6 protein-coding genes are annotated in these 11,138 nt (G+C 42.6%); all 6 read right to left on the bottom strand.

Going from position 1 to position 11,138, the window contains the following annotated elements; all coding sequences use genetic code 11:
* Positions 1–311: 311 nt before the first annotated feature.
* Positions 312–4,121, bottom strand: a complete 3,810-nt coding sequence (locus V1L65_RS28325; RefSeq protein WP_331702706.1) for an S-layer homology domain-containing protein — start codon at positions 4,119–4,121, stop codon at positions 312–314.
* Positions 4,122–4,204: 83 nt separating this feature from the next.
* Positions 4,205–5,293, bottom strand: coding sequence for a response regulator transcription factor (locus tag V1L65_RS28320; protein WP_331702705.1), 1,089 nt, complete (start codon positions 5,291–5,293; stop codon positions 4,205–4,207).
* Positions 5,283–7,106 (bottom strand): sensor histidine kinase, encoded by a 1,824-nt coding sequence (locus V1L65_RS28315; RefSeq protein ID WP_331702704.1) that lies wholly within the window; start codon positions 7,104–7,106, stop codon positions 5,283–5,285. The genes V1L65_RS28320 and V1L65_RS28315 overlap by 11 nt, the downstream gene beginning before the upstream one ends.
* 33 nt (positions 7,107–7,139) lie before the next feature.
* On the bottom strand, positions 7,140–8,714 hold the full coding sequence (locus V1L65_RS28310; protein ID WP_331702703.1) for an extracellular solute-binding protein: 1,575 nt from the start codon (positions 8,712–8,714) through the stop codon (positions 7,140–7,142).
* Between the two features lie 63 nt (positions 8,715–8,777).
* Positions 8,778–9,659 (bottom strand): carbohydrate ABC transporter permease, encoded by an 882-nt coding sequence (locus tag V1L65_RS28305; protein ID WP_331702702.1) that lies wholly within the window; start codon positions 9,657–9,659, stop codon positions 8,778–8,780.
* A 27-nt stretch (positions 9,660–9,686) separates the two neighbouring features.
* Complete coding sequence (locus tag V1L65_RS28300) at positions 9,687–10,646, bottom strand: ABC transporter permease (protein WP_331702701.1); 960 nt, start codon at positions 10,644–10,646, stop codon at positions 9,687–9,689.
* Between the last annotated feature and the right edge of the window lie 492 nt (positions 10,647–11,138).

The following is an 11,138-nucleotide window of genomic DNA, read 5'->3' as shown; positions in this document are numbered from 1 at the left end:
CACAAACGCTATTCAGACTAAAATTACGAATTAATTTTTCTAACGGTTGCTATCGCGCTTAAAACGGAAAAATGCGCTGATTTCTTCGTAAAATGGTGCAATAACGCTCATAGCAACCGTTACATTTTCAAATGAGTGAAAATAATCGAAATAGCCGCACCAGCAACCGTTAGAGCAGTCTTAAACAAAGGAGGATGCTGCCCGCCGGCTGCCGAGCTTATCAACGAAATAGCGGAACGACTGACCACTTTTTCGCCCTTTCCTGAACAAATCGTATAATCGCATTGAGCAAATTTACTACAATCGGAAAATCACTTCAGAGTTAAGACGTTATAAAGAATCTGTACAAATTGTGCCCTGCTTGCCGAATCTACCGGCATTATATTGCCGTTGTTTCCAGAAATAATTCCGGTCTTAATAAATAATTCAACAGCGTCATTCGCATAACCGGCAACCTCCCCTGCATCCTTGAAGTCTGCCAGGTTCTTTGCAGTGGTTCCGACCGGCAATTCGTGGTTGCTCTTGAGCAAATTATAAGTCAGCACGAACATTTCCTGCCTTGTAATCTGCCTGTCCGGTGCAAACAGGTTGTTGCCGACTCCGGCAGTTATCCCCAGCCTCTTGGCCGCTGCAAGATATCCGGTGTAGTAGCTGTCCCCTGCATCACTGAAGTTGTTTTCAGCGTTTCCAGCATTTTCATCAGCGTCAATGCCAAATGCTCTCATGAGCATTACCAAAGCCTGTGCCCGGGTCACTGTTTGCTCCGAACCAAAGTTTCCGTTACCGACTCCGGTTGTAATTCCTCTCGCTGCTGCAAAGGTCACTGCGTCATAGTACCATGCATGGTCTGCTACATCCGCAAAGTTAATCTTATTGTATACTACCACATACTTGGTAGCATACGATGTCTTGAAATTTATCGTTCCCGATGCCGGGTCATATTGGCTATTGGTCACTGTTTCGAACTTTCCTGCCTCAGTGATACGGTAGACTACAATCGCATTTTGATTTTCTCCTGCTTTTCGTACATACGGTATGGTTACAGTCGCCTTGCCGTCAAGCTGTACGATTGCCTTGTCCATATCGGTGATATCAAAGCTTACTACAGGTCTTTCCCCCACTTTCTGACGTATTTCGGCTGTCAGCGCCGCTGTTTCAGCCTTTGTCGCAGAAATGGTTACATCTCCTATTGCCCTTCTGAAAATATCCTCCGCAGTCTTTTGGTCAATGGTCATCGTTGCGAAAGGTGTGACTATTGTTAGTGCATCTGCTTTGCTCTCTATGAATGTTTTCAATGTTTCCGCCGTCAATATAACACCGGCTGTCTTCGCCTCTGCAGTCGAATCTACTTCAATTCTGATGGCTGTTTCGGTATTGGCTCCTTGCTTTTCCGCCATCTCCGAAGCCTTGGCAATGGCATCAGCCAGCTCAGTCTCGGCTATTGCTGCAACGGCTCTTCCGTTTGCATCTGTTGTCGTTTTTACAGGTATCGTCGTTATTACCTGTTCACCCTCAAGCTTTGTTTCATATGTTGGCGCCGGTGTTGGAGTAGTCACAAAATAATTGCCTTGCCCCTGTCCCGACGCATTCACTGTCAGGATAGCTTCGTCACTCGTTGCGCTGCCTGCGACATTTGTTATAGTTACGCTGTACGCACCTGCATCCGATGCTCCGACATTATTAATCCGCAACTCAGCCGAGCTGGCGCCTGGAATATCCGATCCATTCTTTTTCCATTGGTAGCTAAAAGGCTCCGTTCCCGATGCCGCAACTGTAAATACAGCTGACCCCCCTGCGGTCACCGTGCTATTTTGCGACTGCGTAAGGATACTCGGCGCATGATTAGCTTCAAAGCTGATATCCATCTTATAGAGCTTGTACTGGTGATCGCTGGAAAAATAAATACTCGTTTTATCTTCACTGACTGCCATCAAGTTAGTCTGTTTATTGGTCAATTTGCGCATTTCACCGCTTTGAGTGTCTATGGCGCTAAGAACCTCGCCGGCGTTTGTAACAAATAGCGTATCTGTAAGCCAGTTTATCTGATAGGGCAGATACCAAGGAGTATTTGCTGACCAAGAAGTATCCCTTGTTTTAAATTCTCTTATTACCTCCAGCGTTTCCGGATTAACTTCAAAAATAACTCCGTTCGAAATTGCCCACAAATCCCCATTGGGACCAATGGAAAGTCCCCCGATGTGCATAACGGAAGTAGACACATTCTGTAAATCAAGTTCAACCACTTTCGTAACTGTCTTTGTTTCCAGGTCAAAGATGAACAGCTTTGCATTCAGATCAACAGGATTAATTCCCAGCCCGCCCCATGCAGCAGTTGAACCATAAATTTTGCCATCTTTATAAGCAAGTCCGATAATACTTTGATTCGGAATAATACCTTTATATACTTCCTTTTGTGTGTTGTCTGCCTTAGGGAGCAGGGTCAGAGCGCCATTCAGAATTCCATAATCCGGAACACTGGAAATGGCCACATATTCTCCTGCTTCAATCAATTCGAAAGGACGATCTTGCTCCAATCCCGCATCGCTAAGTTTAGTAACTAAAGTTTTCGTAGACTGGCTAAAATCTGTCGTGTTAAAATCCACCGTGAAAATCTCCGCCTTCGGGTAGGCGCCTACATAATACTTTCCATGGGCCTCTCCAAATCCTTCGGCCTGATCCATGTTGATGTATTTAATATCATCGGTCTTACTGTTTAAAATCCCCATGAAAGGTCCCATATAAGATCCTATAGCAATGGTGTCAGTTCCCTTGGGCCCTGCTTCTAATGCCCGAATTACCCTTGGCTGAAGACCGATATCTACGGGTATATTTTCATATCCATATGTGTTTCCATTATCCCAAACAAACTTACGTCCCCCTGAAAAACCTCCATTACCATCAGGATGCCCGAAACTGTTGTACGTAACTACGCCGTTACTTTGAACCGTTACCAGTGTTTGACCGGGCAGATCTTCTTGATTTTCAAATTGTATAAACTTGGAACCTCGATTCGAGGGATGTACATCACCATCTTTAGATCCTTCAACGGCTGAATACGTACCTGTTGTCAGATCAAAGGATTTTAATTTTAAATATCCTCGATCAAAAACGTAAACCTTACCATCCAAAGCCGGGGAAATATGGGTACCATTATTACGAACAACGTTTTCGGGCTCTGTTAACCATCTATTGTTTTCGATATCATAGATTACTAACATGGACAGATTTGAAGGTACAGTTGATTCTGTATTTGCGAAAATATATTTTCCTCTTAATGATAGTCCATGAACTGCGTTAAATTTAAGCTTTTCATTCGTGACGTTCTTAAGACCATCATGATTTTGAAATGGCCCGGAATAAGAAAATTCAGGAAGCTCTTCAACCTCATGGCTTGCAAGATTCAATCTGGCAAATTTAGCCTCTGAACTAGTCGATCCAAAAAAGTACATGTATCCATCATCTGCAATTACATGAGATTTAATATATTGACCTCCAAACAAATTTTCTTTAATAATCTCAAATTTCTCTGTAACGATATCGTATTTGACAATAAGGGCGTTGGGATATGTTCCGAAATAAGCATTATCCTCACTATCAAAGCTGACATGATAAATTGCTGATTGTAAAGTACCATCTGATGAACGAATCGCACCTAAATTTTCCAATTCCTTCGTGACTGGACTGTAGCGGAAAACGTTAGCATAGGATTGGGTGCCAATATACACATTCCCTTGAGAATCTACTCCGTGGCTCCATACCACTTTGGCGCCCGGCAAAGGAAAGTCCCGCAATACCTTTCTGTTGTCCAAATCGTACACCACAAATTTCGCCGGAGCTTCTGAACTGGCACTATTATCCCCTGAAGATGAGGTATAAACAACATTGACCGCTTTCCCGTCCTCCTCCTCCACCCCGTAAGCGCTGTTTATAAACTGTGTAGTGCCGGAGGTGGCAAGCGGGTAGCCCAATCCTTGAGGTTCCGTCATAGTAAAGGTATTTAGCTGGCTGCTTTCAAACTCTTGTTCCTGTGCATAAACCAGACCGCTTGGCACACAAATCGTAACTGCCAGAAAAAACACCAGCACCTTTGATAAAATCTTCTTCTTTATCAATCGATTCATTATTTTGCCTCCTTAATTTTCAGAAAATCTTATTTGCAATTAATTTGTAAACGCTTTCAATTCGATAAGAATTTAATAGTCTATTACTCTTTGAATCTTTTTTTATATTCGGCAGGATTTAGGCCATATTGTTCCTTGAACAGTCTGGAGAAATGAATACTGTTTTCATATCCGACCTTGTAAGCAATCTCATAGCTTTTCAATGAGCTGTTAAGCAGCAAATCTCTAGCATGCTTCATACGTATTTCTACCAACTGATTCCATATCGTAATGCCTGTCTCTTGCTTGAACAAATTCGCAAAATAGGTTTTGCTCATCGCTACTGCATCCGCCACTTCTTGCAAACTGATCTTTTCCGCGTAATGTTCTTGCAAATAGAGCTTTGCTTTCTCTACGCTAGGATGGAGCAATTGTGATTTGATCGTACGCATGACATCAAATACTTGCTCGGCTCCGTTCTCCAAATAACCGATAGCTATTAATCGAAATATAAATATTCTCTGGTCGGCGGGAATCGGTTCGTCGCCTAAGCCGGACAAGGATAGCTGTGGGAGCGCAAACACGCTTTTTTCCTTTTTAATACGTTCCAGAATAAGCTCAATCCACACAATTGCAATATCACCAAGCAGATAATAGTCGGTGCCTGTCCATTGCTCGAACATCATCAGCGTATCCATAACCGTCATGTACATTTGTTCAACCTGCAGGGTTTGAGCCATCTCAATCCACTGTTCGATCTGCTTCTCATGGTACGGAAGCTTCTTGATAACGATCGACATGGCAGCGAGTCTTCGTTTCTCGGCAAGCTTTACCACTGCATGGTTTATCGTTTCTCGAAGTATGTTGCGATCGATCGGCTTAAGAACATAGTCAATGGCATTCAACTGCATGCTGGACCGGACATACGTAAACTCCTCGTAACTGGATATGACGATTGAAGCCATCCATGGATATTTTTCATTGATTTGTTTCAGCAGCTCCAATCCGTCCATATGGGGCATCCGGACATCTGTAATGCAAATATCGGCATGCCATTCATCCAGCCAGCGCAAGCACTTGACTCCATTTTCCGCTGTACCTGCCACTAATATAGAGCCTAATTCATTGACCTTTTTCACCAAGCTTGAGCGGATCAGATGTTCATCGTCAACAATGATTACACTATATAGCATTGGCATGTACCTCCTGTAAAGCTTGGACTTTAGGCATTCTGATGATAATTTCTGCTCCTGCGGCATGCTCCGGATTTCTGATGGATATCCCTGCAAGCGTATCATGATGATAATACATTTGAAGCCGAGAATGGATATTCAACAATCCAATATTGTTGGATGAATGATGCAGGGGAGATAGTGCAATTTGCTTCAGCTGCTCATTAATCCAAATCAACTTGTCTGCGGTGAAACCTTTTCCATTATCTCTTATTGTCATTTCAATATAAGATTGACCGTCAGCCTCTTTGCCCAGTACTTCAATTTGAATTTGTAAAGATTGATCCAGCTGTGGAATGGCATGCTTCATACAGTTTTCAACAACGGGCTGCAAGATGGCTTTCAGGCAGACACTTTGCAGTACATCAGAATCAACATGCAATTCATACTCCAATTGCTCGCCCATTCGCATTTTCATAATATCCAAATAATTATTTAAATGCCCCAGCTCATGCTCGATAGGTACGACGCTGCTTTTATAATCCGATGTGTACCGCAGCATTTCAGCCAAAGCAATCGTCGTTTGTTCGATCTGAGTATGGCCTTCCAGTGAAGCCAGCGAATTAATCAACTCCAGCGTATTATATAAAAAGTGAGAGTCGATTTGCGACTGCAGCGCCGACATGACAGCCTTTTGTCCGGCAACCTTGGAATCAGCTAATTCATTGACGGTATGATTCAAATCTTCAAGCATGGCATGATAGGCATGGCCAAGCTCGGCTACCTCGTCCGTTCCGCTAATGTTGTTTGCAATGTTAATATGGCCTCGAGAAGTTTCTTTAATAATTTTTCGCAGCTTTGCAATACGCTTGGTGAAGGAAGACGATATGGCAACTGCGCTCACTACAGAAAGCAGTAATCCGGCTATGGCAATTGAGATCATAAACTCGCGAATAAAATAAACACTGCTGGCAAACTCACTGTAAGGAACGACGATAACGGTTTTCCAATCAAAATAGTTAATGGAACCAAACAGAATAATCTCATTCGATTCTTTTCTAAAAAAACTGCCGCTAGATTGAGAGCGTACCGTCTCCAAATAAGGCTCGTTCAAATATTCAGATATGACGGTCTGATCGGGATGGGCAATTATTTTACCTTCTGAATTCATAATAAAACCGTAACCGCTATCCCCGACCTCGAGCTCATTCACCAGCTGCAGCGCGGAGTGCAAGTTAATATCAATTTTTATATAGCCGGAATGCTCTCCATATCTAATCTTCCGCATCAAGGTGATGACAGGCAGCTCAATCGTTTTTCCTTCGAAATAATAATCATTGGACCAGCGCACATCAGCAACATTATCACGGGCCATGAATGATTCCAGACCCGAATCAATAAAACTGTAATTGAGTACAAGGCCGTACTTCGTGGAATAGTTAATTTCATTGCCGTTAGAGTTATACAATGTGACAGACATAACTTCCGGATATTGATACATATACGGCGTTATATAATTATCTCTTATCTTTTGGAAAAGAATAAAAGATCGAAATTTATCATCCTTCTGGACTTGTAACCAGCTTTCTATCTCGGCAGAAATGGACATCAGCATGAAACCTTCTGAATAATAGTTGAAGTATCTTTCCAAGTTAAGATTAGCCTGCTTCAATACTTGATTGCTGAGACGTTCGACATCACTTTTAATAATCGCCGATGTTTTAGAGTACACAATGAGTCCCGCAAACACTACAACAATAAGCATTAAAGCTGAAATGACCAGCATTAGCTTCCATTTCATTTTGCTGCTAATCAACTTAAGAAATTTATTCATTTCTTTGTCTCCCATATGTCTGCAATGATAGTATTATTGTTTGTTTTCTTTAACCCACTTGGTCATTTCGTCAATAAGCTCTTGACCGCCTTGAGCACGCCAGTCCTTAACAAATTCATCCCACACTTGGTCTACGTCCGCGCCTTCAACAATAATGCGCGCTGCAGGCTCATGAAATTCATAGTAAAGATTGAACAGATTTTGACCGACAGCAGGCATGCCCATTGTCAAGCTTTCGATACCTTCTTTGTTAGCGATTTCAATGCCTCTCAACATTTTTTCATATTCTGAGCCGGAATATTTGGCTGCAAAAGCCTTTTCATTATGTGCGTGCATTTTCAACACATTACGCCATTCCGTTTTTGCTTCCGCCTCGGATGATTGTCTATAGAAGTAATTTCCGCCTTCTTCTGCATAGTTAATGCCTTCTACTCCGATTTCAGAGAAAATTTGGCCTTCATCGCTAAACAGCCAGTCAAAAAACTTGACTACAGCAACCGGATCTTTGGCGGATTTCATTATCAGATAAGATTTATTAACTTTAAAGTTGACCGCACCGATAGGACCATCATAACCCGTACCGCGTGGAGTTGGGAATACCACTACGTCTGCATTAACGCCGGGAGATGCATCGGAAACCAGTTTTTGAAAGAAAAATGCGGTGCTTGGCGTGCCTCCCCAAGTTCCAGCCTTTCCAGAAGCAATTTTTTGATTAGTGATTGCGCTGGAGTTAAGCAAAAACTCGGAATCTAGTAAACCTTCTTTGTACATCGTTTGCATAAACGCCAGACCTTTTTTCATATTGGGGTGAATGAAGCCTGGAACAACCTCTCCATCAAGCTCGATACCTTCATAAGGAGAAATTCCCCACATCCCCCAGATGTTATCGCCTGTCCATGAGAACTTTTCACGCATTGTAAAAGCAATTTCATCCTTCTCGCCGTTTTGGTTAGGGTCGCCATCACGGATAGCGCGAAGCAGATCAAGGAATTCGTCAGAAGTTTTAGGGTACTCCGTAATTCCCAGATGTTCCATCCAATCCTTACGAATGAAGAACAGTCGGGAAGATGGCGTGTTGCTCGGTTCCGGAATAGCCATGATCTGGCCATTAATGGTCACTGCATCCCACGCATATTGCGGGATATATTGTTTGAGATTGGGACCATGCGCTTCAATCAGTTCGTTAAGCGGCAGGATCAGGTCGTTATCAAGAGCGCCGTCGCCTTGCGTTAAACCGAAGCCCATGTATACATCCGGAAATTCAGATGCAGCAAATTTAAGCTTCAATTGATCTACGTAATTTGCATTTGCCAGGAAAGTTATGTTTGGTGTAATGCCGGATGCTTTTGCCATATAAGCGATTGTTGGATCTTCCAGCAAGTTGCCGCTTGGAACTGCTTTTGCCAAGTCAGGCACATACATAGTGAACGATAAATCTTTAGCTCGCTCGTCAGGATTGCTGCTGCTTTCAGCGGATGGCGCGTTTGTGGGCGCCGGCGCTGGGTCTGCACTGCTTCCAGAGTTGCTGCCGTTATTGCTGGAACAGCCAACAACCGTAAGCATAGCAGCAATAACCAGCATGCTGACCCATTTTGTATTTTTCTTCATTGATGTTTTTCCTCCCTATTTTTTAATTATATATGTCAATGGAATTGACAACAAAGCAAGTTATTACTCTTTCAAAGATCCGATCATGGCACCTTTAATAAAGTGTCTTTGAATGAACGGATAAATGATTACAATAGGAATAGTAGCCACGATAATGGTTGCATTCTGCAAGCCTTGTGGTGAAATATCGTATGATACCATGCTGTTCATTTGCGATAACGTATCACTGGTTTCAAATTGGGCGAGCAAATTGTACAAATACAACTGAAGCGGACGAATATCCGGATCAGTAACATACAATAAGGCGGAGTAGTAGTTATTCCAATGGGATACCGCGTAAAATAAAGCCAGAGTTACAACGATTGGCATGGATAAAGGAAACGCAATCTGAGCAACAACACGATACTCATTCATCCCATCAACACGGGCAGCTTCGAATAGTTCCTCCGGCAAGCCCCGGAAAAATGTAATGCAAAGAATCAGATTAAACGCAGCCAACGCTCCCGGAACAATCAACGCCCAGACGGAGTTCAGCAATCCCAACTCTTTAACGAGCAAGTAGGAAGGAATCATTGGAGCTGTGAAGATCATTGTGAAAATAATGAAAAGCATGAACGGCTTACGGCCTCTCAAAAAGGATTTTGACAATGGATACCCTGTAAAGATCGTAAGCAGCATGTTAATCGTCGTGCCTGTCAGGGTTATAAATACGGTTACAAAAAAGGACCGCCAGAACGTTGTATTCTTGAAAACAAGAACATAGTTATCAAAATTGAGACCAACTGGCCAGAGCGTTACTTTCGCATGGATCAGCGCACTTGTTTCGCTAAGTGAACCTGCCAATACATGCAGTAGTGGAACCAGGATTACAGCACAAGTCAAAAGCAGCAATGTCATATTAAAAATGTCGAATAGCTTTTCACCAAATGATTGTTTAATTTTCATATCGTCATCCTCCTTGTACTTCTCCTCCTAGTAAAGTCCTTCGCCGGTTGTAGCTTTACTAGCCCGGTTTGCGATGACGAGCATAAGTAGTCCAACAACGGATTTAAACAAGCCGATAGCCGTCGTCAAGCTGTATTTACCGCCAAGAATACCAATTCGGTATGCATAAGTGTCCAGGATGTCCCCTGTACTTAAGGTCATCGGATTTAAGAACAAGTAAATTTGTTCAAATCCAAGATCCAGAATATGGCCGATTTTGAGAAGCAGCAAGATCATAATAGCTGGTGTCATACCTGGCAATGTAATGTGCAGGAATTGCTTGAAGCGGCTGGCGCCGTCAATTTTTGCAGCTTCATACAAAGACGGGCTAATGCCGGCAATAGCAGCCAGGAAGACAATTGCACTCCAGCCCATTTCCTTCCAAATACCGCTTGAAATGATGATTGTACGAAAATATTCAGCTTTTTGCAGGTAATTGACTGCTGATCCGCCCAATGCTTCAATAGCCTGGTTGACGAAGCCTGTTTGTACGGACAAAAGCGTATAGACAAAACCGAATACGATGGTCCAAGAAAGGAAGTGAGGCAAATAGACGATCGTTTGCACCACTCGTTTGAAGCTCTGCATCCGCAGCTCGTTAAGAAGAATCGCCAGAAGGATCGGAGCCGGGAATGTAAATATGATTTGATAGAAGCTGATAATAATCGTATTTTTAAGCAAGCGGATAAGATTAGGATAAGAAAAAAATTGCTCAAACCATTTGAATCCTACCCATTCGCTATCCAAAAAACCTTTAAAAATGTTGTAATCCTGGAATGCGATAACACTTCCTGCGAGCGGAAAGTATTTGAAAAGCAGAAAGTAAAACATGCCTGGAATCAGCATGATATACAAGGCGCGATTTCGAACGATAAATCTTAGCAAACCAGCAAAATCTGATTTGGATGAGTTGCTGGACTTTGTTTGAACGGGATTTGGTGCACTCATACATAAAACCTCCTCTGATGCATTAATTGTAAGGTCTGCGCGAAGCTGCGAACAATGAGGTGATATTTCTTTTAACTGCACTAATATTAAGCTTATGCATGTATTTGTACGGGCCCCGGTAGATTTGCTTGACGTAACACCCACAGTGGACTTTCCTTTCACCGCCTATTTAATCGTCATGCGTAGCGCAACAAAAAAACTGCCGACACGAGGCCGGCAGTCGTTGTTTCGATTGTTTCTAGCAGAACTGGTTATACTCTTGCAATATTCACAACTTGATTGTCCAAGCGAATGGAACCGCGTGGCCGTGAGGTTGCTCAGATTTTTTGATATTTTCAGCGAACCGTATATCTCAACTACATGTAGAGTTCCGCAATTTTAAATTCTAACGGTTGCCACAAACGCTATTCATGCTAAAATTACAGATTAATTTTTCTAACGGTTGTAATCTCGCTTAAAACGGAATAATTCGCTGATTTCTTCGTAAAATGG

This window comes from Paenibacillus sp. IITD108 (genome assembly GCF_036541265.1).
Lineage (GTDB): Bacteria > Bacillota > Bacilli > Paenibacillales > Paenibacillaceae > Pristimantibacillus.
This window is presented reverse-complemented; position numbering and strand designations above follow the sequence as displayed.

Excerpts from the sequence above, each read along its gene's own strand:
- V1L65_RS28325 (WP_331702706.1), bottom strand. The coding sequence starts at position 4,121 with ATGAATCGATTGATAAAGAAGAAGATTTTATCAAAGGTGCTGGTGTTT.
- V1L65_RS28320 (WP_331702705.1), bottom strand. The coding sequence starts at position 5,293 with ATGCTATATAGTGTAATCATTGTTGACGATGAACATCTGATCCGCTCA.
- V1L65_RS28315 (WP_331702704.1), bottom strand. The coding sequence starts at position 7,106 with ATGAATAAATTTCTTAAGTTGATTAGCAGCAAAATGAAATGGAAGCTA.
- V1L65_RS28310 (WP_331702703.1), bottom strand. The coding sequence starts at position 8,714 with ATGAAGAAAAATACAAAATGGGTCAGCATGCTGGTTATTGCTGCTATG.
- V1L65_RS28305 (WP_331702702.1), bottom strand. The coding sequence starts at position 9,659 with ATGAAAATTAAACAATCATTTGGTGAAAAGCTATTCGACATTTTTAAT.
- V1L65_RS28300 (WP_331702701.1), bottom strand. The coding sequence starts at position 10,646 with ATGAGTGCACCAAATCCCGTTCAAACAAAGTCCAGCAACTCATCCAAA.